The sequence below is a fragment of the Rickettsia aeschlimannii genome (assembly GCF_047973405.1).
In the GTDB taxonomy this organism is placed as follows: Bacteria; Pseudomonadota; Alphaproteobacteria; order Rickettsiales; family Rickettsiaceae; genus Rickettsia; species Rickettsia rickettsii.
Genome location: NZ_JBFQGO010000002.1, coordinates 117,161 through 138,875 on the forward strand (window position 1 = coordinate 117,161; position 21,715 = coordinate 138,875).

Consider the following 21,715-nt stretch of genomic DNA (forward strand, 5'->3'; position numbering starts at 1 on the left):
TAACTTTATTAATTAAAATATGTTATTTATATGAATATTGATAAATTTACTGCACATGCTAAATCAGTGATAGCTAGTAGCCAATCACTTGCTGCTAAAAATGATCATCAGCAAATATTACCTTTGCATTTATTATCTAGCCTTTTAAGTGAAGAAACAGGTATAATTCAAACCCTTATTAATAATACCGGCGGTAATATAAACTTACTAAAAGATCAAGTTCAGCTAGAACTAAATAAAATCCCAAAAATTCAGGTTGAGGGAGGGGGACAAGTTTATTCTTCTGCTGAAGCTCTTAAAGTTCTAGAAAAAGCTAGTAGTATTGCTAAAGACAGTGGGGATAGCTTTGTAACCATAGAGCGTATATTTGAAGCATTAACTTATGATAATACTATAGCCGGTAAAATTTTAACGAATAATGTAATTAATAATAAAAAAATAGCAGCAGCTATTTTACAGCTTCGTAAAGGCAAAAAAGCAGATACCGAATCGGCAGAAAATAGTTACGATGCTCTAAAGAAATACGGCAGAGACGTAATAGAGCTTGCCGAAAGCGGTAAGCTTGACCCGATAATCGGGCGTGATGAAGAAATAAGAAGAACGGTGCAGGTACTATCACGACGTATGAAAAATAATCCTGTATTGATCGGCGAACCTGGAGTTGGTAAAACTGCTATAATAGAGGGGCTTGCACAACGAATATTTACTAAGGATGTACCTGAATCGCTTATTAATTGCCGTATTATTGAGTTGGATATAGGAGCTTTAATAGCGGGAGCTAAATATCGAGGTGAATTTGAAGAGCGTCTTAAAGCAGTGCTTAACGAAATCAAAGAATCAAGCGGTGAAATTATTTTATTTATCGATGAATTGCATCTATTAGTCGGTACAGGAAAAACCGACGGTGCTATGGATGCCTCGAATTTACTAAAGCCGATGCTTGCTCGTGGTGAGCTGCATTGTATCGGTGCTACTACTCTAGATGAATATCGTAAATATATTGAGAAAGATGCGGCGCTTGCTCGTCGTTTTCAGCCTGTTTACGTGAGTGAGCCGACGGTTGAGGATACTATATCAATACTTAGAGGAATTAAAGAAAAATATGAGCTGCATCATGCAGTGCGAATTTCCGATAGTGCAATAGTTGCAGCAGCGACGTTATCAAACCGTTATATTACCGATCGTTATTTACCTGATAAAGCTATTGATTTGATTGATGAAGCTTGTAGCCGTATGAAAATAGAGCTATCAAGTAAACCAGAAGAGCTTGATGAGCTGGACCGTCGTATTATTCAGATAAAAATAGAGCTTGCAGCACTTAAAAAAGAAAATGATGAGCATTCTAAGAAGAAAATAGAGCATTTAACTACAGAATTAGAAAAATTAGAGTCTAAATCCTATGATATGGGAGCTAAATGGCAAGCTGAAAAGTCTAAACTACAGCAAACACAAAAGCTCAAAGAAGAACTAGACCGTAGCCGAAACGAGCTTGAACGTGCTGAACGTGATGCTAATCTCGCTAAAGCTAGTGAGCTAAAATACGGAATTATACCTGAGATTATGAAAAAGATTCAGGAAGCCGAAAGTATGGATAATAAAGGACTGTTAAAAGAAATTGTATCGGAAAGCGATATAGCAAGTGTTATCTCTCGTATTACTGGTATTCCAATTGATACGATGCTATCAAGTGAACGTGAGCGTCTGCTTGTGATGGAGCAGAAATTACGAGAATCGGTAATAGGGCAGGATGAGGCAATTAAAGGTGTTAGTGATGCGGTAAGAAGATCACGTGCAGGGATTCAAGATATTAACCGCCCGCTTGGTTCGTTCTTATTCTTAGGACCGACCGGAGTCGGTAAAACCGAGCTTACCAAAGCTTTAGCTGGTTTTCTTTTTGATGACCGTAGTGCAATACTTCGTATAGATATGTCGGAATATATGGAGAAGCACGCTATTTCTCGCCTGATAGGAGCTCCTCCCGGCTATATCGGATATGATCAAGGCGGGGTGTTGACGGAGGCAGTAAGACGCCGTCCTTATCAGGTAATATTATTTGATGAGGTTGAAAAAGCCCATCCCGACATATTTAATATTATGCTGCAAATACTTGATGAGGGAAGATTAACAGATAGTCAAGGTATAACGGTTGATTTTAAGAATACTATAATAGTTTTAACGTCTAATTTAGGTGCTGAGATACTCGTTAATCAGAAAGAGGACGAAGATACATATAAAGTAAAGGATGAGGTTATGGAATATGTAAAAGCAGTATTTAAACCTGAGTTTTTAAACAGACTAGACGAGATTATATTATTCCATCGCCTAAATCGTAATAATATTCATGATATAGTTAAGATACAGCTTGAAAGCTTAAAGAAAATTTTACTAGCACAAAATATTATTCTTGCATTTGATGAATCTGCCTTAAATTATTTAGTCGAAAAAGGTTATGATCCAAGTTTTGGAGCAAGACCCTTGAAACGCCTTATCCAGAGGGAAATACAAAATAATTTAGCCAAAATGATTTTAGCAGGCGAAATAAGTAGCGGTAAAACGGTTAAAATAAATGCAAAGGATAAAGAATTGAAGGTAACAATGAGTTGATTAATTTTTTCTAAATAACGCATTATCGCATAATCCACTATTCTTGTTAAAGGCACTGTCTAATAATTATTGATTTTGTCATTGCAGGCTATTAAAAGATTTGTTGCATGGCTCAAAAACGCGTTTGATGTCATTCCCACGGAAGCGGGAATGACACAAAACGAGCAATGCAACAAGACCACAACGAAAAGGAGTATGGTCATCTAGAAATAGTATTAATAACATTCAATTTCAGCTAATGTTATACTTTCAGTACCTGATAATTTATAATAATCACTACTAGTAGAGTTAGGAATTTGTAAGTCAAATAATAGTGCTTTTTCTTCTTTATACGGATCAACTAAGTAAGAATTTGTAATATCTGTAACTATTGGCGATAAATAGGTTGTTGTTTCAATAAGCTTATCAATAGCATTCTGTACGTCTTTTAATATTTTATCGACTAGTTTTTTATCTTTATAAAAAGTATTTACGGCCCCTATTAAGGTTGTTGATATCTCATATATAATAACACCGTTTTTAATTATATTGGTTATATTAGAGTCTAATTTTGCTGTTTTAGAAAAAATTAAAGAAATAACAGTAGGGTATTTATTAAATATATTAGGTAGTTCTAAAAAAGTATTTGCAGCTGAATAGGCAGAATTGGCTGCTTCTGAAAAACAATTAAATGCTTTGTATATGTTTTCATAATTGCTATTACTCATAAACTTACCTCTTTTTTATATATGTAATTGCCATGTTTCATGGTAATTACATATCATAGTACTAAATTAAGAAGTGTCAATATTAAAAAATTATATTTCTTCTTAGAGGATATCAGTAAATAAATTTTAATTACTAATATCCTCTAAACTCCACCTAGCTTTTGGACAGAAATTCAAAGGAGTAAATAACTTATTATTATAACGCTCAAGTCCTGCATATGCAATCATTGCAGCATTATCGGTGCATAAGTGGATAGGTGGATAAATAAGCCGATAACCATATGTTTTAGCACAACTACTTAATATTTCTTGTAAATATTTATTAGCAGCGACACCGCCGGCAATAACTATATTCTTCTTATCAAAATTATTTGTTATTTGTTCATATGCTCTAATAGCATCTTGTACCTTACTACTTAGAATTTCTCCTATAGTAAATTGAAAACTTGCCGCTATATCATTGATTACAGTGTTATTAATTTCCTTTAAATTCATTATTAAAGTACGCACGGCAGTTTTAAGCCCTGAAAAGGACATATTGCAATTACCGCTGTTAATTATAGGTTTTGGAAATTTATATTTATGAGGATTGCCAAGTTTTGCTCTTTTCTCAATTTTAGGTCCTCCGGGAAAAGCTAAGTTTAGCATTTTGGCTACCTTGTCAAAGGCTTCGCCTACGGCATCATCTATAGTAGATCCTAGTATTTTATATTTTCCGAGACCTAAAACTGCTACAAATTGGCAATGTCCGCCCGAAGCTAACAAGAGTAAATAAGGATAAGGAACATTATCGGTTAGTCTTGCGGTTAAGGCATGACCTTCTAAATGATTAATTGCAATAAAGGGTTTTTTTAAAGCACTGCTTAGCGATCTTGCAAACATTGAGCCAACTATAACACCGCCGATTAAACCTGGACCGGAAGTTGCGGCAATTGTACTAATGTCCGTTAATTTAGTGTTGCTTTCTTTTAAAACATTTTTTAATGCTTTATCTAGATGCGATAAGTGAGAACGTGCAGCAATTTCAGGTACTACCCCTCCAAAAACTGCATGTTCTGTATTTTGTGAAATGATTATATTAGATAAGATTTCGCGATTTTCGGTGATTATAGAAACAGCTGTATCATCACAGCTTGATTCTATACCTAAAATTTTTATCATTCAAATTGAAACTAATTAGAGGCGTTGTTAAGTAAAAAATGATAGTTTACGTCATTGTGAGAAGGTGTTGCCCACGTGGATGCAGATGTCATTCCCGCGTAAGCGGGAATGACATAACGGGATCCATGCGACAACACCAACACCCACTTGCAATCACCATATCTATCTTTTATTTAATAATGCCTAATTAGATACCTTTGAGGTATTTAATTGATTATACAGCTTATAAATAGATTGTTCGGCATTAATAATTTTGTTATTAACTATTTTTAATAGTTTTTCGGAAGGTTTTTCTGTTATTTGTGTTGCAGAACTTACTTGCTCCGCTAAATTTTTAAGTGATTCTTGTATTTCTACAAAAGATTTTTTAAATTGTTCTTTAATAGTAATAGATGATTCTTCAAGCTCTTTAATTTTTAAGCATAGATTTTCTAATAAATGATCTATTTTAGTTTGCATTAAAGTCAATTTTTGCTTTTGTTTTTCACTAAGATAGCTTAAAGTTTCTTGCATTTTTGCCTGTATACGTACTTTTGTAGTACGTTCAAGTTCTGAAGCTAAACCGATTTTACTCATTAAAAATATTATCCATTTGTGAACGTCAAAATGATACCATTTTGCACCGTTACGATAATCTGAAGGAAAAGCGTGATGGTAATTATGCCAATTTTCACCGAGTAAGAATAATGCCATCCACCAAATATCTCCGGCAGTGCCTTTGTAATATTTTTTACTACCGGCAAAGTGGCATAAAGAATTAACGCAGAAGGTTGCTTGCTGCTGTAGGAATCTACCGAGCCCCATAAATAAAAATCCTGCATATGCCGATTGTATAGTACCGCCGACTAAGTAACCGATAAATAAAGGCACGACAATATTCATAAAGGCTGCTATTTGCCAATAATATTTTAGCTGCCATTTTAATAAATTGTTTTTCCCGTGCTTAGCCCAAGTAATGCGATCAATAGACTTATAGCTACCGCTTCCGACTAGCATCCATCCTATATGAGACCACATAAAACCTAAAAATTTATTATCAAATTTTAAAGGAGTATGCGGATCTTGGTCTTGATCCGTATATCTATGATGTTTATAATGGTTCGATGCCCAAGATAAAGCTGGTCCTTGTAATGTTCCTGCAGACAGCATAATTAAGACAAATTCAGCATATTTATTTATTTTATAGGCATTATGAGACCATAACCTATGCAAACCGATCCCAACGGTAATATTATTAATATAATAACTAGCAATTATAAAAATAACTTCAGTTAGCCCTATTCCATAATCAAACGAATATTTAACTACAAGAGATATAATAAAAATAGGATAAAATATTAAAGCAAATAAAGCGGGCTTATTTAGTTTACTTAACATAAAATTTACAGTTTTTAGTTATAAAATATATAAATCGGTAACGAATAAAATCTTAATTATATTATACATAAATATTAATGGATATTAATAATATACTTAATGCATTAATACAAAGAAAATTTTGACAATAAAATCCTAGTTATCCTTATTTAGACAATAACCGATAAAACGAAAGGTTGTAATAATTAAATTGTCTTTCCCTAAGGCCTCTCTAAATTTATATGAACATCTATGAGACGTTCATTAAAGTTCTCTTCACTTTCCCATAAATATTTTATTATTTCTTGACGCGAAAATACTTCATTTGGAACCTGAAAAAAAGTCGTAAAATTTTAAACTCAGTAGGACCTAGATGAATATTCAGTCCGTCTTTGTACACTTTTTCAGTATTTAAGTCAATATTTAGATTCTTAAATTTAATAATATTATCTTGTACAACTGACTTGGAACGTCTCAATAAGCTCTTTAAACTACTATTTGCTCAGATAAGAAGGGCTTATAACGTTATCGTCTATTTCTGTTAAATTTAATTGTTTGTTTGATAATCAAAATATTATAGGCGTTTTAGAAAATTTATTAATTTTTCTAACGTTATTTATTGTTATTAAAGGATTTTCTTGTAATTCTGCACTAATAATCATGATAGCAAGCGGCTGACTAAAAAATAAGTTAATGCTTTTTCTAGAGTTGAAGCCCTCATTATATTAAATCCCGCTCTCTCTATATCATTACTTAAAGAAATATTAACACTTTTTTTATTTTTTTCTTCTATAATTAAAACTTCAGGTAATAGCTTATCAAACACTGAATTAATCTTCATTAATATTTAGTAAATAATTAAAAATTTTTGTAATAATTTTCTAATTTATTAGGGTTTATAGCAAACTTTTTATAAAAAGAAACAAAGAAATAATAATTTTTTAAAGATAATACTTGAATTTAATCGTTTTAGTTGCTATAAATAGCTTTAAAGTTTGTTTGTTGGAGATTCTTATATATCATGAGCTTTTATGAATCAGTTTTTATTATACGCCAAGACGTATCATTAAACGATATAGATAAAATCGTTGATGATTTCGCTGAAATTGTTAAAGATAATAATGGCACTATCATCAAAAAAGAATATTGGGGGTTAAGAACTTTAGCTTACAAAATCGGTAATAACAAAAAAGGACATTATTATTTTTTAGGTCTAGATATTACTGGTAATGTAAAAGAAGAACTAGAAAGAAAAATGAAGCTTAACGAAAATATCATTAGATTTTTTACAATTCAAGCAGATTCAATTAGTAGTGAACCTTCACCGATATTAAAAAATCAGAGTACAGAGAATACTCCGGTAATTAACGTAACGATTAATAATTAAATTTGTAAGAATTAAGGTTAAAGAATGTTAAAAAGTAATAATGCTAGTGAAACAGCTGCTCGCAAGGTAGGAGATAAAACTGCTAAAAAAGTATTTTTTAGAAGACGTAAAGGATGCCCTCTTTCTGTGCCTAATGCACCTGTTATTGATTATAAAAATCCTGAGCTTTTAATAAAATTTGTCTCTGAAGGCGGTAGAATGTTACCAAGCAGGATCACAAATGTTTGTGCAAAGAAACAAAGAAAGCTAAGTAATGCTATTAAAATTGCAAGAATTTTAGCGTTATTACCTTTTGTATTTCAAGCTAAATAAAGGCATAATACATGGAAATTATATTAATAAAACCCGTAAGAAAATTAGGTAAAATTGGCGACATACTCAAAGTAGCAGACGGGTTTGGTCGTAATTATCTTTTACCGCAAAAGTTAGCTATTAGAGCTACTGAGCCTAATAAAGAGCTAATAGTTAAACAAAAACATGAATTTGAAGCCAAAGATAAGCAAATAAGAGAAGAAGTAGAAAAAATTAATGCTCTTATTAAAGATCAAAAATTAGTTTTTATCCGTCAGACATCAGATGACGGTAAACTTTTCGGTTCGGTTACTAATAAAGAAATAGCCGATAAATTATCTGAAAATGTATCTTATAATATTTCTCATTCAAATATTATTCTTGATAAACAAATTAAATCTACTGGAATTTATACAGTTGAAATAAGACTTCATGCAGAGCTTAATACTATAGTTACGGTTATTGTTGCAAGATCAGAATCAGAAGCACAAGATTATTTACGCGAACAAAAGACTGAAACTTCAGAAGATTTAGCTGAGTCAGCATAAATTTTCTTTATCATCTAATTGTGTGGTTTTTTGTTACCATTGCAAAAGCAGAGTATTGTTGTATGGATTGAGAAACTTGCTCGATGTCATTCCCGCGTAGGCTGGCATCCAGCATAAAGCGAGATAAATCGAGCTTTTAATTTCAAAAATTTGCTGTATTTATACTTTTTTTCTGGATTCCTACTTTCGCAAGGAATGACATAAGAGCCATGCAACAACGTCCCACCTACGCGGAAATGACATACTACTACGTTTGACCACAATATCTAAACACTTTACAATACTAACATTTTTCAACCATGCTATATGAAAAATTTGAGTATAATATCAATAATCTAATAGGTAATTTTGGCTTATCTAAAATATCGATTGCAGTATCTGGTGGGAGCGATTCAGTAGCACTTCTTTATCTTGCTAATATTTGGGCAGAAAAAAATAATATAGAATTATTTGTTATATCGGTTGATCATAACTTACGGGAACAGTCGAAGCAAGAGACCCATTATATCCAAAATATCAGTAATAGTCTAAATCGCAAGCATTATAGTTTATCTTTTGACCATCAAAATAATTTTTCCAATTTACAAGAAAGAGCAAGAGAAGGACGCTATGATTTGATGACAAATCTATGTCTAGAACTCGATATATTAGTACTTTTAACTGCTCACCATGAAGATGATTACGTAGAAAATTTTTGTTTAAGATTAGAGCGTAATAGCGGTATATTTGGACTTAGTAGCAGTAATATCAATTGGTATAATAATATACAAATAATTAGACCGCTATATAATATTCCAAAAAGTGAATTAGTAGAATATTTAGTCAGTCATAATATAAAATGGTTTGAAGATGAGTCAAATTCATCTGATAAATATAGACGAAATGTTATTAGGCAAAAATTAGCTAAAGGCGCAGATTATATTAGACATCGTTCCAAACCAGCTTATAGAGAGGAATTTAAAGGAGACACGGAACGCAGCACCGCAGCGTACACAAGCGTAGGTGAGGAGGTATTGTTGCGTGGACCGGTAAAACTCACTGTGTCACCCCGTGGCTTGACAGAGGTAAAATTGATCCACGCAACAATGCCACGTGAGGATACGAGTACCGGAACGGCGTCTAAATTACCTCTAGAAGCGAAGTTTGGAACGATGTCTAAAGCCGCAATAATCTCACAACAACTTAAAACCAACAAACTTATAGAAAACGAGTTTAAGCCTGAATTAATATCGGCAATAGCTGAAGCTGTCAAGATTTTTGAATATGGCTTTGCTTTTCTTGATTTAGTTAAATTTGATAAGTTTTCAAATGAGGTGAAAGTACAAATAATTAATTTTTTACTGATGATAATTAGTGGACAATCTAGAGCAGCTCGTTTTTATTCGGTGGAACCTATTTTGAAATTAATTACTCAAGATGTAAACTTTAAGAATACACTTCATGGTTGTATAATTAAGCGTATACAAAACGAGTTACTTATATACAGGGAATTTGGCAAAAAATTACCTGAGAGTAAAATATTACTAGATAAGTCGGTTATTTGGGATAATAGATTTTGTATCACAAAAAATCAAGAAACTCCAAATTGTTTTGTAACTCATCTATCGTTAGAAGATTATAAAATAATAAAGAAACAATTAGATTTAGAACCTTTGAAAAATCTATCCTGCAAAAACCACAATGCAGTTTTATTGACCTTACCTATCATTAAAATACTTGAAAAAGTTATAGCAATACCACATATATCATATTATGATAACGACATGTGGAACTTTGAAGTATCTTTTGCTCCAAATTTTGTATCTCGTTTCACCCATTTTTGCTAACACCGGTATTTAAGAGGTAACTAATAATTAAAATTTATTTACAGACCTCTTATACCAATAAAAATTTTTATTAGGTTTTATATCGATGAATAATCAAGGTAGAAGTATTTTAGCTTGGGCAGCACTTTTTATTTTTGTAATATTACTTTTTAATGTGTTCCAATCTGATGGTTTACTTGGCGGAACAAATAATATAACTTTCTCGGATTTTTTAACACGAGTTGATGAAAAGACCGTTAATTCGGTAAAAATTCAGGGTAGAGTAATTGAAGGCACTTCAAATGACGGCTCTACTTTTAACACTTATGCTCCTGATTATCCTGATTTAGTAAATCGTCTTATTAGCAATGACGTTAATATTGAAGTAGTACCTCTTGAAACAAGAATGAATACCTTTTTAGGCTTTTTAATTTCTTGGTTTCCTATGCTTTTATTGATAGGTGTTTGGGTTTTTTTCATGCGTCAAATGCATGGGGGCGGAAAAGCTATGGGGTTTGGAAAATCTAAAGCTAGGTTGCTATCAGATAAAGGACCAAAAATTACCTTTAAAGATGTAGCAGGTATCGATGAAGCAAAAGAAGAATTAACTGAAATAGTAGATTTTTTAAGAGATCCAAGCAAATTCCAAAAGCTTGGAGGAAAAATACCGAAAGGCTGCTTACTTATAGGTCCTCCCGGAACCGGTAAGACACTTCTTGCTAAAGCAATTGCAGGTGAGGCTAATGTTCCGTTTTTTAGCATATCCGGCTCTGATTTTGTTGAAATGTTTGTAGGTGTCGGTGCAAGCCGTGTGCGTGACATGTTTGAACAGGGTAAACGTAATGCTCCTTGTATTATCTTTATCGATGAAATTGATGCGGTAGGTCGCCATAGAGGTATCGGTATGGGTGGCGGTAATGATGAACGTGAGCAAACCTTAAACCAAATGTTAGTCGAAATGGATGGATTTGAAGCAAACGAGGGAGTTGTGATCATTGCAGCTACAAACCGTCCTGACGTTCTTGATCGTGCATTACTGCGTCCCGGTAGGTTTGATCGTCAAATTGCCGTTGCAAACCCTGATATAAACGGTCGTGAGCAAATTCTAAAAGTACATTTAAATAAAATTAAATATAATAGTACGGTACTAGCACGAATTATTGCTCGTGGTACCCCGGGCTTTTCTGGTGCTGAACTTGCTAACTTAGTTAATGAAGCTGCTCTTATTGCTGCAAGGCTTGGTAAGAAAGAAGTAGATATGCACGACATGGAAGAGGCAAAAGATAAGGTGCTGATGGGAGTTGCACGTCGCTCTATTGCAATGTCGGAGAAAGAAAAAAGGTTGACTGCATATCATGAAGGCGGACATGCATTAGTAGGACTTTATTGTCCTGCAGCATCACCTATTCATAAGGCTACGATTATACCGCGTGGTAATGCTCTTGGGATGGTGCAAAGACTTCCTGAAACTGATGAATATTCTCAGAATCGTGAACAGATGGAATCATCTATAGCAGTTTATATGGCAGGAAGAGTAGCGGAGGAAATTATTTTCGGTAGAAATAAAGTTACCTCAGGAGCTTCGTCGGATATAAAAGGTGCAACTAATATTGCAAGAGCGATGGTTACAAAAGCAGGTTTAAGTGATTTAATAGGACCGATATTTCACGGTTCAAGTGGTGACGATATGTATGGTAGACAACCTAATAATGAAACCTCGGAAGCTACTGCAGAGTTAATTGATGCTGAAGTTAAAAGAATTATTACACAAGGATATGAATTTGCAAAAGATATTTTAACAAAACATATAGATCAACTTCATACCTTAGCAAATGCTTTAATTGAATATGAGACATTGTCCGGTCAGCAAATTAAAAATTTACTTAGTGGTAGAGCTTTAGATTCAGAAGAGGAGAATAAATTTCCTTTTAATGATTCATCTACTATAAAAATAGATAAAGAAAAATCACCTGAGAAAACAAAAACAACTAAAGCTAAAAAAGAAAATTCCGCTTCCTAAGTTTAATAGTATAATTTATAGATTTATTTTGTGGTATCGGTGGTTTTAGAAAAGCCTTGGAAATAAAGGGTCTTGAATGTGTTTTTTCTTCTGATATAGACAAAGACGTACAAGAAGCATATAAAAGAAATTTCGGTGATAAGCCATACGGTGATATTACGGAAATATCAGAAACCAAAATCCCTAAACATGATATTTTATGTGCCGGTTTTCCTTGCCAATCTTTTAGTATTTTAGGTAAGAGGCTTGGTATAGGAGATGTAGACTTTTGTATGAAATAATTAGAATATTACAAACCATATATATTATTACTTAATAATATATATAAGAATGTTAAAAATATTCTGAATATTAATAATGGCAGTGTAATTGAAACTATAGACCAAAAATTAGATGAGATTGGCTATAAAGTATATAGAAATGTGTTAAATGCTGCATTATTTATTTGGAGTACCGCAAACAAAGAGAAAGAGTTTATTTTGTTTGTTTACAAAAAGATTTTAGCAGTGAATATACACTCAAATATGTAAAACCGGAAGAGTATTATGAAAGGATTTTTTTTAATGATATTTTAGAACAGGATGTTGATAAAAACTTATATATTAATAGGGATGATGTTATTTTAGATAAAGCACCGGTTGAAAAGCAATTAAAAGCCAATTAGGATTGGTCAAGTTAATAAAGGCGGTCAAGGTGAAAGGATTTACAGCCCTTTCGGTCATTCACTTTATCAGCTTTTGGTTGCGGTATCGGTGCTAGAACCGATCTTTATTATATAAATGATAAGATAAGAAGACTAGCAATCAATGAATGTAAATATTTAATGGGTTTCCCTCAAGATCATTATGTTGCAGATGGATTAAAGGGTTATAGGCAATTCAGTAATTCCACAAATAATAGCAAATATATATGACTCAATAAGAGCAGTTTAATGGATAATGGAATATACTCGATCAACTTCAAAAATTGGCTACGTCGTTCTACAAGTACTGCGGTACTCACGTATTAAGTATACGCTGCGTTCCTCGTCTTGTGAACTCCTGGCTCTTTTTGAAGTTGATCTTCGTATATGGATTGCTAACTATAAATATCGTCATTGTGGGTAGGCATTGTTGCGTGGACCAGTAAATGCTCTTGATGTCATTCCCGCAGAAGCAGGAATGACATCGGCATCCACGCTGGCAATACCTTGTGAGTAACTGTAAGTAGCATGGCAACCTAGAGACATTAATGTCATCCACGTAACAGGTATGAAAGATTGTGAATTAGCTAATTATTTTGTATGGTTCTAAAAACAAATTTTAAGAGAGTATTTAAATGGCAGAGTTAAGGTTACCGCCAAATTCAGTAGTAAAAAAAGGTAGAGAGCATAAAGAACAAGAGGCAATGCTTAAACCTAGAAAGATAAAAATTTATAGGTATGACCCTGATCTTGATGAGAATCCTACTATCGATAGTTTTGAGATAGATTTAAGCAAAACCGGACCGATGGTTTTAGATGCTTTAATTAAAATCAAAAACGAAATCGATTCTACTTTAACTTTTAGGCGTTCTTGTCGGGAAGGAATTTGCGGTAGTTGTGCAATGAATATTGATGGTACAAATACTTTAGCATGCATAAAACCAATAGAAGATATATCAGGCGATATCAAAATCTATCCGCTTCCTCATATGAAAGTAGTGAAAGATTTAGTACCTGATATGTCGCATTTTTATGCACAATACGAATCTATAGAACCTTGGCTCAAAACCGATAGCCCTACCCCTTCAAACTCTGAAAGGTTACAGTCGATTAAAGACCGAGAAAAGCTTGACGGTTTATATGAGTGTATATTATGTGCTTGCTGTTCTACTTCTTGTCCTAGCTATTGGTGGAACGGTGATAAATATTTGGGTCCTGCGATTTTACTACAAGCATATAGATGGATTGCCGATTCAAGGGATGATAATACCGGTGAACGTCTTGAAGCTTTAGAAGACCCATTTAAGCTTTACCGTTGTCATACGATTATGAACTGTACTAAGACCTGCCCGAAAGGCTTAAATCCTGCTAAAGCTATCGGTAAAATAAAAAGTTTAATTGCAGAACGTCACGGTGTGTGATTCTTAATTAATTATTTTTAAAAATGATAAAATAATGAAAAAAGCAATTATTTTCTGTTGGCTATTTCTTAGTTCGATATCTTGTGCTTTTGCTGTTGATTGTAATAATGCCATGACACAAGGTGACATGAATTATTGTGTCGTTGCAGAATATAAGAAAGTTGATAAGAAACTAAATCAAATATACCAAGAAATATTAAAACATATTTCAGACAAACAAGAACAAGTTAATTTACTTAAAAAATCCCAAAATTAAATCTTTTTAGAAATGTCCACAAAACCTAAATTAATTCATAATTTGTAATACTTTAAATAATTCTCCCATTTGTTTCGGTGATATTAGTCTTTCTACCTGTCTTTCTATTATTTGTGCCTGCTCAGACATCGTTCCAAACTCTACTTCTAGAGGTAATTTATACGTCGTCGATCCGATACTCGCATCCTCACGTACTAAAGTGTACGCTGCGGTGCTGCGTTTCGTGTCTCCTTTAAATTCCTCTCTATAAGCGAATTTGGAACGATGTTTATCATTAAGCTTGTCTTGCAATGTTTGTTTGCGTAATAAGATTCCGTTTTCTATTAAAAAATCTCGTTGCGATATTGTATCTATTACGTTTATTTTGCTGTTTTTAGCTACTGTCTTTAATGCATAAAAATCCACATGTGCTGATAAATCAGCTTCTCCAAGATTTTCAAGGATGGGGCAATATTTATGGTTTTTAACCGCTTGTAATGTTTGATTATATTGATATCTAGTTCTACCATTTGGAGCTATATCATAGCCGTAATCTATTATTAAGCCACTGCCGCTTAGTTTTTTTAGATGCTGCGCTATAAATTTTATAATTTCTATCGATTTATAAGATTCTTCAAGTACTGCTCCGTCTTTTGCTTCAATATGAGTACGCAGCAGATATTCTTGTAATTGCTTATTAACGCTTATTTTATCGTATTTAATTCTTTCGTATACCGGCTGCACTACAAATATTCTTTCATACCATAATTCCTTGACTTTAATATATTGCTTTATCGGTATAGCATCAAAGAATTCGTTAGCTATTATTATAGTAGGTTTTTTGGGGATATCTTCTACAAATGATTGATGACTAATCGGTAAATTAATATCTTGTAAATTAGCCTTTTGATGAGCAATAAAATTTTTATTAATTTCTATTAGTGCAATTGATAAAGCTTTATAAAATTCCGGTACTAATTTTGCAGTACGTAGTAAATCACGCATTAATAGACCTCGACCAGGACCAAGCTCTACTAAACTAAGACTTTTTGGGCAGCCAATTCTTTGCCACTCTCTGATACACCATAAGCCGATAATTTCACCGAATAGCTGTGAAATTTCAGGAGCCGTAACAAAGTCACCTTCGCTAGCCAATGATTTTACTTGCTTATAATAGGAAGTAGGATTTAAGTTTAAGACCTCCTGCATGAGGACATCGCAAGTAATATAACTGTTTTGATCAATTAATTGTCTTATTTTGGATTCGATTGACATATTAAATAACTTCCTAAAAGTAACATAGGTACAGATAAAATTTGTCCCATAGTTAAGCTATCTAAAATAAACCCGATTTGTATGTCGGGTTCTCTAAATATTTCAATAGTGATTCGGAAAAGACCGTAAAATGCTAAAAATATTCCTGAGTTTAAACCGCAATTTTTAAGAGTTTTGTGCTTAAATGTTGCATATGCTAAGATACTGAATAATACTAAACCTTCAAAAAAAGCTTCATATAATTGACTAGGATGTCTTGGCATCAAATCGCTATTCGGAAAAATCATACCAAAAGAAGAATTTGTAATACGTCCGTATAGTTCGCCGTTAATAAAATTAGCGATTCTACCTAAAAATAATCCGACAGGTACTACAGAGGCTATTATATCCGTGAGACTTAAAAAATTAATTTTATATTTTCGGCAAAACAAATAAGCAGCAATAATCACCCCTAAAGCTCCGCCATGGAAAGACATCCCGCCTTCATAAGTTTTTAAGATATCTATTGGATTTGAAAAATATCTAGAAGGGTTATATAATAAAACAAACCCTAGTCTGCCTCCGACTATTACGCCTATAACGGCATAAGTAATGAAATCTTCTAGATTTTTTTTGGTAATTTGAGACTTAAATTTTTCTATAATTTTATTTGCATAGAACCAGCCTAGCAAAATTCCTATTACATATGAAAGAGAATACCAAGAGATAGCAAGTGGACCTATAGAGAAAATAATTGGATTGATATTAGGAAATGTCATAGATAAATAAGTTATTTAATTCATTTAACGTCTGAGTTAATTCAGTTTTTTATTATTTTTATGTGTTGCCGCAGCTGCTTCGTGGCTTCGCAATGACAGTATCTATATTTGCTTAGCAATACCAAATTCTTTTGAGTTAAAATTATTGATAAAAATAAAATTCTTAGTAATAATAAAAAAGATTTATATTTATAATAGTAATGATAGGTAAAATATGCAATATTTAATGGGTCTATATCATACCTTAAGTACTGAGTTAGTATTATTGTTTGTTATGTTAGTATCTCTTATACCGGTGATATTTCTAATTAAAAGATTAATTTTTATTCCTATAAAAAATTATTTAACTAGACATCATTATGATGATTATGAAAGGATAAAAAAATATCCTATATTTCGTTATTTATTACATACTTTATTAGCACTTTACTTTATATGTTGGGGAAATATTTTTCATCATACTTCTTTTAAAGCGCATGTATTACTGGGAATCAAAGATACTATAGTAATCTTATATACTGGTATATCTGTGACGATGTTATTATTAACGCTTATAGATGCTTTTGCAGATCTGTATCACAATAGAATCAAAGCCGTTACAAAAAATGCACCGCTTAGCTTATATTTTCAAATATTAAAAATTATTGTCATAGTTATTGCAGCAATGGTAACTATTTCATATATATTAAATATTTCGCTTAGTACATTCTTAACAAGCTTAGGTGCAGCCGCAGCTCTTTTAACATTTGTTTTCAAAGATACCGTTTTAGGATTAATTGCAAGCTTGCAACTAACTACTCAAGAAATTATTAATATTGGAGACTGGGTACGTATAGGCGAAATTGAAGGAACAGTTGAAAAAATTACTATTTCCGTAGTAACAATTAGGAATTTTGACCAATCTATTTCCACAGTTCCTACTTACAGCATTTTAAATTCTAACGTAACTAATTATAGAGGAATTAGTGAATCAAGAGCAAGAAGGGTAAAGAGAGTATTTAATATTAATATGGCAACTATTAACTTCTGTGATGCTACTATTTTAAAAGCACTAAAAAAATCTCCTTATATATCAAAGGATGTAATAGATAAAATCACTCTTAATAAAGAAGAGAAAGATTTAACCAACATTAAACTATTCAAATTATATATTCAGGAATATCTAAAAAATAATCCGGCAGTTTATACCGAAGGGTTTACTTTTCTAGTAAGACAGCTTGAACCTACGATTAATGGGTTGCCTATAGAAATATATATCTTTGTTAAAGAAGTAAATTTAGTAGGTTATGAAAATATACAGGACAATATTTCTGAACATTTCATTTCTATACTTCCTGAATTTAAATTAAAAATATTTCAGAATGTAGGAGTGGTATAATATATCCGAAGTAAAATGAAAAGTAGTAAAAATAAAAAAATAAATTAAATTTGTATCCAAGATGGAAGTTGTCTTTCATCTTGGATACTCACTACTTTTGAAAGCAAAGTAGTATATATACTACTTGATTATTTTCTCTAAATGCTTTAAAACTTAAAGCTTTAAAAATATTAAAATTTAAGACCTAGGAATGAATAATAATATAATTAATTTAATAGCCGCTATTATACTGTCTTTAAGTATAATTTTCGGTTGGCAGTATTTTGTTGTAAAACCTGAACAAAAAAAACAGCAACAACAAATAGCAGTGCAGAAAGCAGAAAATTTAAAGAAACAACAGTTAAAAGCTTTAGTCGAACCTGTAACTGGTATTGTTGTTCAAGAAGAAAGTCAAGTACAGCGTATTAAAATAGAATCTGAATCACTCACCGGTTCTATTTCATTAAAAGGACTTAGATTTGATGATTTAATATTAAAGAAATATAAACAAGATTTATATAAAAATAGTCCTGAAGTGAGATTATTTTCACCGGCTAATACAGAAAATGCATATTTTGCTGAAATTGGTTTAGTTAGTAATTTATCTAGTGTAAAACTCCCTAACAACGATACTATATGGAATAGTGATAGTGAAATATTAAGCCCTGAAAAACCTGTTCATTTATTTTGGGTTAATGAAGACGGAGTTAAATTTTTAGTTACTATTACTGTCGATAAAAACTATTTATTTACCATAGAGCAAACCATCGTTAATAATAGTGATAAAGAACTTCCTGTGCAATCTTACGGTTTAATAAATCGTAAATATATTGCCGTAGAGAAAGCGGTGAATATATTACATCAAGGACCTATCGGGTGTATAGACGAGAATCTTAAAGAATATTCTTATGATGATATTAAAGATAAGAAAAGTGAAAAATTTGCAGCAAGTAAGGTTGACTGGATAGGAATTACCGATAAATATTGGTTATCTTCCTTGATTCCGGATAAATCAAGTAATTACAGCTCGAATTTTAATTATGCTCTTAAGCAAGGGACTGAAAGATATCAGGTAGATTTTATTTCACCGGTACAAATAATAAAGCCCGGCGAAAATTTTTCAATTAAAAGCAGAATTTTTGCCGGAGCAAAAAAAGTAGACTTGCTTGATAAATATGAAAAGCAATATGATATTAAATTATTTGATAGAGCTATTGATTTCGGCTGGTTCTATATAATTACCAAACCAGTTTTCTACGCCATGAATTTTTTCTATGGTTATGTCGGTAATTTCGGTGTTAGTATATTAATTGTTACGGTTATAATTAAACTATTAATGTTTACTTTAGCCAATAGGTCTTATCGTTCGATGAAAAAAATGAAAAATTTACAGCCGGAAATCGATAGGATAAAAAATTTATACAGTGATGATAAAGCACGTTTAAATCAAGAAATTATGGCTTTATATAAAAAAGAAAAAGTAAATCCGGTAGCTGGTTGTTTACCTATACTTGTTCAAATTCCGGTATTTTTCTCCATCTATAAAGTATTGTATGTAACTATTGAAATGCGGCAAGCACCGTTTTACGGCTGGATTAAAGACTTATCTGCACCTGACCCTACTACTATTTTTAATTTATTCGGCTTATTACCGTTCTCGCCGCCGTCATTTTTAATGATTGGAGCATGGCCTATTTTAATGGCTATTACTATGTTCTTACAGCAAAAAATGAGTCCTGAACCTGCGGATCCGATGCAAGCTCAAGTAATGAAATTTATGCCGCTAATTTTTTTATTTATGTTTAGTAGTTTTCCTGTGGGACTTTTAATATATTGGTCTTGGAATAATATTCTATCCATCATTCAACAATATTATATTAATAAATTTAATTAATGAGAATAGATAAAAATTTACCTAATTATCTAACTATTGCTCGAATAATGGTAATTCCGGTTATTATACTGGTATTTTATATAAATAATTCACTTGCACGTAAACTTGGGGCATTATTATTTGCTTTAGCTAGTATTACGGATTTTTTTGACGGTTATATTGCAAGAAAATATAATTTAGTTACAAGTTTCGGTAAGATGTTTGACCCTATAGCAGATAAGCTACTTGTAGGTTGCGTTATTATCATGCTACTAAAAAAAGATAATGTAGATGAGATACCTTGCTTATTAATTTTAGCACGAGAATTTTTAGTTAGCGGTCTTCGGGAATTTTTAGCTCTAGTAAAGGTTAGTGTGCCTGTATCAAGGCTCGCTAAGGTAAAAACGTTTTTACAAATGTTTGCTTTATCGATATTGATACTAGGCTCAAAAGGTTCAGGAATTATTTATTTAGATATAGTAGGGGAAATAATTTTATGGATTGCCGCTTTTTTAACAATCATTACAGGTTATTCTTATTTTAAAGCCTATAAGAAATATTTTTAAATAGGAGAATTTTATGATACATCTGCCAGGTGCATCGCTTGTCCTCGTTAACGACAAATATACTTATTGGGGAAAAACAATAGAAGATACTATTGAGATTTTGCAAGAATTACATAACATAAAACAAATTGTTTTTCTTGATCATAGAGAATGTGGAGCTTATAAAATACTTATAGGTCAGGAACAGCTAAATACCAAGGAAAAAGAAACGGCAGCACATGCAGCAATTTTAAACAAGGCCCGTGATATAATAAAAGAAAAATTCCCCCAATTAAAAGTTTATACTTTTTTAATAGGTCTTGATGGTGTAGTAGAGCAGATTTATGAAATACCTAGCTAAAAGCGGAGTTGTTATATGGATAGGTTTATCTGTCATTGCGAGGAAATTGCGTAGCAATTGACGAAGCAATCTCAGGAGTTTGTTATTATTTCATGAGATTGCCGCACAGCCTACGGCTATTCGCAATGACGATTTCTGACCCGCACAATAGGCTAAGAAAAGTAATTTATTTTGTATCTTTGCTCTTATTATCATTAGAATCAGCAGTATTATTCTTTTGGTCGTTTTCTGCCGGTAGTTTAGAGATAGATAGTTTTTGTTTATATTTTTGTTGCTCTGCTAAAAAATTTTGAGCCTCTTTGGAAAGGCTGTTATATAGTTCACGTTTCTTCTTATTAATCTTGACTATTGCTACTCTATATTTTTGTATTTCTTCCCGTACTTCCGGTTTTATAGTACCGGCGTAAGCAGAAAAATCATCTATAATTTTTTGTGTTGTAACATCGTTAGTTTTTGCTGCATCTTTTTTTGAGCCGTCAGAAGTTATACTATTGGCAAAGCAGCTTGTACTAAGTAAAATAGTTATTCCAAATATTATTTTTTTTATCATATAAACCTTAAGCCTTATTCTTGATAAGTAGAGCATTTTTAAGTCTAATAGTCAATAGACTTCTTTTGGAACTCTACTTCTAGGGGTAATTTGGAGGAAACACGGAACGCAGCACCGCAGGGTATAAAAAAGTACGTGAGGATACAAGTACCGTATTGACGTACAAATTACCCCTAGAAGTAGAGTTCCAAAAGAAGTCTATTATATAATAGAAATTATATGTATTTTCTATTTGTATTTTGTTGTTTGGTGAGTATAAATATACTAATAGTTGGGAAAAATATACAATATTATAATAATAACGCTCAAGAGTTTTATAGCAGAACAATCAATGCAGATTTGTCTGATAGCTATAAAGCATTTACTAGCTATTTACCTGAACAAGCTCATATTTTAGATGCAGGTTGCGGAGTTGGTCGTGATACAAAATATTTTTTAAGTCAAGGATATCAAGTTACTGCTTTTGACGGTTCAACCGAAATGGTTAAATTAGCTACAAAAGAAACCGGAATAGATGTACTGCACTCCACTTTTCAAGATATCGATTTTAAGGAGTCGTTTGATGGTGTTTGAGCTCAAGCAACTCTCCTTTATGTACCTTATAATGAAACAATCAATGTGTATAAAAAATTCATGCTGCATTAAAGCCGGAAGGCATTTTTTATGCTTCTTACCGATACGGTTCAGATATTATACAACGTGATGATCATGATTTTTACAATATGCATGAAGATACAGTAAAACCTTATTTTAACAGGATTTTTGAAATAGTTAAAATA

General features: G+C 32.2%; 20 protein-coding genes and 4 pseudogenes. 16 read left to right on the top strand and 8 right to left on the bottom strand.

Translation table 11 applies throughout. From position 1 onward, the window contains the following. Positions 1-30: 30 nt before the first annotated feature. The gene (gene clpB / locus AB4K15_RS02050; protein WP_032073763.1) at positions 31-2,604 is read left to right on the top strand and encodes an ATP-dependent chaperone ClpB; all 2,574 of its coding nucleotides are present in this window, start codon (positions 31-33) and stop codon (positions 2,602-2,604) included. A gap of 215 nt (positions 2,605-2,819) precedes the next feature. Here clpB and AB4K15_RS02055 read toward each other — a convergent pair whose 3' ends face one another. The 5 genes from AB4K15_RS02055 to AB4K15_RS02075 all read right to left on the bottom strand — a co-directional run bounded on the left by AB4K15_RS02055 (position 2,820) and on the right by AB4K15_RS02075 (position 6,669). Then, complete coding sequence (locus tag AB4K15_RS02055; protein ID WP_032073764.1) at positions 2,820-3,311, bottom strand: DUF5424 family protein; 492 nt, start codon at positions 3,309-3,311, stop codon at positions 2,820-2,822. A gap of 126 nt (positions 3,312-3,437) precedes the next feature. Continuing rightward, on the bottom strand, positions 3,438-4,472 hold the full coding sequence (tsaD, locus tag AB4K15_RS02060; RefSeq protein WP_032073765.1) for a tRNA (adenosine(37)-N6)-threonylcarbamoyltransferase complex transferase subunit TsaD: 1,035 nt from the start codon (positions 4,470-4,472) through the stop codon (positions 3,438-3,440). Between the two features lie 183 nt (positions 4,473-4,655). Next, entirely contained in the window at positions 4,656-5,849 is a 1,194-nt protein-coding gene (locus AB4K15_RS02065; protein WP_032073766.1) for a fatty acid desaturase, read from the bottom strand. Positions 5,850-6,049: 200 nt separating this feature from the next. Beyond that, positions 6,050-6,130: a hypothetical protein gene (locus AB4K15_RS02070; protein ID WP_500224309.1), complete on the bottom strand. Its 81-nt coding sequence runs from the start codon at positions 6,128-6,130 to the stop codon at positions 6,050-6,052. 356 nt (positions 6,131-6,486) lie between these two features. Then, complete coding sequence (locus AB4K15_RS02075; RefSeq protein ID WP_037259689.1) at positions 6,487-6,669, bottom strand: hypothetical protein; 183 nt, start codon at positions 6,667-6,669, stop codon at positions 6,487-6,489. A gap of 180 nt (positions 6,670-6,849) precedes the next feature. Here AB4K15_RS02075 and rpsF point away from each other — a divergent pair, with 180 nt between their 5' ends. From rpsF to AB4K15_RS02120, 9 genes and pseudogenes are all read left to right on the top strand, one after another. Next, positions 6,850-7,215, top strand: a complete 366-nt coding sequence (gene rpsF, locus AB4K15_RS02080) for a 30S ribosomal protein S6 (RefSeq protein WP_032073767.1) — start codon at positions 6,850-6,852, stop codon at positions 7,213-7,215. A gap of 24 nt (positions 7,216-7,239) precedes the next feature. Continuing rightward, positions 7,240-7,527 (top strand): 30S ribosomal protein S18, encoded by a 288-nt coding sequence (gene rpsR, locus AB4K15_RS02085; protein WP_032073768.1) that lies wholly within the window; start codon positions 7,240-7,242, stop codon positions 7,525-7,527. A gap of 11 nt (positions 7,528-7,538) precedes the next feature. Continuing rightward, a complete protein-coding gene (gene rplI / locus AB4K15_RS02090; RefSeq protein WP_032073769.1) occupies positions 7,539-8,054 on the top strand; it encodes a 50S ribosomal protein L9 in 516 nt (171 codons plus the stop codon). Positions 8,055-8,353: 299 nt separating this feature from the next. Next, positions 8,354-9,880: a tRNA lysidine(34) synthetase TilS gene (gene tilS, locus AB4K15_RS02095; RefSeq protein WP_032073770.1), complete on the top strand. Its 1,527-nt coding sequence runs from the start codon at positions 8,354-8,356 to the stop codon at positions 9,878-9,880. 85 nt (positions 9,881-9,965) lie between these two features. Beyond that, the gene (gene ftsH, locus AB4K15_RS02100) at positions 9,966-11,879 is read left to right on the top strand and encodes an ATP-dependent zinc metalloprotease FtsH (protein ID WP_032073771.1); all 1,914 of its coding nucleotides are present in this window, start codon (positions 9,966-9,968) and stop codon (positions 11,877-11,879) included. A gap of 56 nt (positions 11,880-11,935) precedes the next feature. Continuing rightward, positions 11,936-12,409, top strand: a pseudogene (locus tag AB4K15_RS02105) (DNA cytosine methyltransferase). After that, positions 12,325-12,543: a site-specific DNA methylase gene (locus AB4K15_RS02110; protein ID WP_500224317.1), complete on the top strand. Its 219-nt coding sequence runs from the start codon at positions 12,325-12,327 to the stop codon at positions 12,541-12,543. Before AB4K15_RS02105 ends, AB4K15_RS02110 begins: the two are co-directional and overlap by 85 nt. Positions 12,544-13,196: 653 nt before the next feature. Continuing rightward, complete coding sequence (locus AB4K15_RS02115; protein ID WP_032073772.1) at positions 13,197-13,982, top strand: succinate dehydrogenase iron-sulfur subunit; 786 nt, start codon at positions 13,197-13,199, stop codon at positions 13,980-13,982. A gap of 34 nt (positions 13,983-14,016) precedes the next feature. Further along, positions 14,017-14,235 (top strand): annotated as a pseudogene (locus tag AB4K15_RS02120) (lysozyme inhibitor LprI family protein); the annotation flags it as partial. A gap of 33 nt (positions 14,236-14,268) precedes the next feature. Here the strand turns inward: AB4K15_RS02120 and AB4K15_RS02125 are convergent. Continuing rightward, the gene (locus tag AB4K15_RS02125; RefSeq protein ID WP_500224215.1) at positions 14,269-15,492 is read right to left on the bottom strand and encodes a class I SAM-dependent methyltransferase; all 1,224 of its coding nucleotides are present in this window, start codon (positions 15,490-15,492) and stop codon (positions 14,269-14,271) included. Beyond that, positions 15,471-16,250, bottom strand: a complete 780-nt coding sequence (lgt, locus tag AB4K15_RS02130; protein WP_032073774.1) for a prolipoprotein diacylglyceryl transferase — start codon at positions 16,248-16,250, stop codon at positions 15,471-15,473. Before lgt ends, AB4K15_RS02125 begins: the two co-directional genes overlap by 22 nt. Before the next feature lie 214 nt (positions 16,251-16,464). On the opposite strand from lgt, the gene AB4K15_RS02135 reads away from it, so the two are divergent. The 4 genes and pseudogenes from AB4K15_RS02135 to AB4K15_RS02150 all read left to right on the top strand — a co-directional run. Next, the gene (locus AB4K15_RS02135; RefSeq protein ID WP_500224218.1) at positions 16,465-17,628 is read left to right on the top strand and encodes a mechanosensitive ion channel family protein; all 1,164 of its coding nucleotides are present in this window, start codon (positions 16,465-16,467) and stop codon (positions 17,626-17,628) included. Positions 17,629-17,818: 190 nt separating this feature from the next. After that, entirely contained in the window at positions 17,819-19,501 is a 1,683-nt protein-coding gene (gene yidC, locus AB4K15_RS02140; protein ID WP_032073776.1) for a membrane protein insertase YidC, read from the top strand. After that, positions 19,501-20,046, top strand: a complete 546-nt coding sequence (pgsA, locus tag AB4K15_RS02145; RefSeq protein WP_032073777.1) for a CDP-diacylglycerol--glycerol-3-phosphate 3-phosphatidyltransferase — start codon at positions 19,501-19,503, stop codon at positions 20,044-20,046. Before yidC ends, pgsA begins: the two co-directional genes overlap by 1 nt. Positions 20,047-20,062: 16 nt before the next feature. Continuing rightward, positions 20,063-20,386, top strand: a pseudogene (locus tag AB4K15_RS02150) (carbonic anhydrase); the annotation flags it as partial. 166 nt (positions 20,387-20,552) lie between these two features. On the opposite strand, the gene AB4K15_RS02155 reads toward AB4K15_RS02150, so the two are convergent. Further along, positions 20,553-20,936, bottom strand: coding sequence for a hypothetical protein (locus tag AB4K15_RS02155; RefSeq protein WP_032073778.1), 384 nt, complete (start codon positions 20,934-20,936; stop codon positions 20,553-20,555). Positions 20,937-21,025: 89 nt separating this feature from the next. Here AB4K15_RS02155 and AB4K15_RS02160 point away from each other — a divergent pair. Then, positions 21,026-21,139, top strand: a pseudogene (locus tag AB4K15_RS02160) (palindromic element RPE1 domain-containing protein); the annotation flags it as partial. Positions 21,140-21,155: 16 nt separating this feature from the next. Beyond that, the gene (locus tag AB4K15_RS02165) at positions 21,156-21,509 is read left to right on the top strand and encodes a class I SAM-dependent methyltransferase (protein ID WP_084698773.1); all 354 of its coding nucleotides are present in this window, start codon (positions 21,156-21,158) and stop codon (positions 21,507-21,509) included. Positions 21,510-21,715 lie beyond the last annotated feature (206 nt).